General features: G+C 43.8%; 1 protein-coding gene. It reads left to right on the top strand.

The genetic code is table 11. The annotated features are described in order from the left end of the window. On the top strand, positions 1–336 hold a 336-nt coding region (locus BZK24_RS08635; RefSeq protein ID WP_143424417.1), incomplete at both ends, for an N-6 DNA methylase.

Below are 336 nucleotides of genomic sequence, written 5' to 3'. Positions count from 1 at the left end.
CAAAGATTACAATAACGCCGGCGGAGGGAAATACGCCGAATACTACACCCCTTTAAGCATCGCTAGCATCATCGCTAAACTTTTAGTGAATAAACCCACTCAAAGCGTCAAAATCTATGATCCAAGCGCTGGCACAGGAACGCTTTTAATGGCATTAGCCCACCAAATAGGCACGGATTCTTGCACCCTTTATGCCCAAGACATTTCGCAAAAATCCTTAAGAATGCTCAAACTCAACTTGATTTTAAACGACTTGACCCACTCTTTAAGATACGCCATTGAGGGAAACACCTTGACTAACCCCTACCACTCCAAAGACCACAAAGGGAAAATGGA

Origin of the sequence: Helicobacter pylori, assembly GCF_001998165.1 — a bacterium.
In the GTDB taxonomy this organism is placed as follows: domain Bacteria; phylum Campylobacterota; class Campylobacteria; order Campylobacterales; family Helicobacteraceae; genus Helicobacter; species Helicobacter pylori_DL.
Note: the sequence above shows the minus strand (reverse complement) of the source record. Positions and strands in the feature narration are given on the sequence as shown.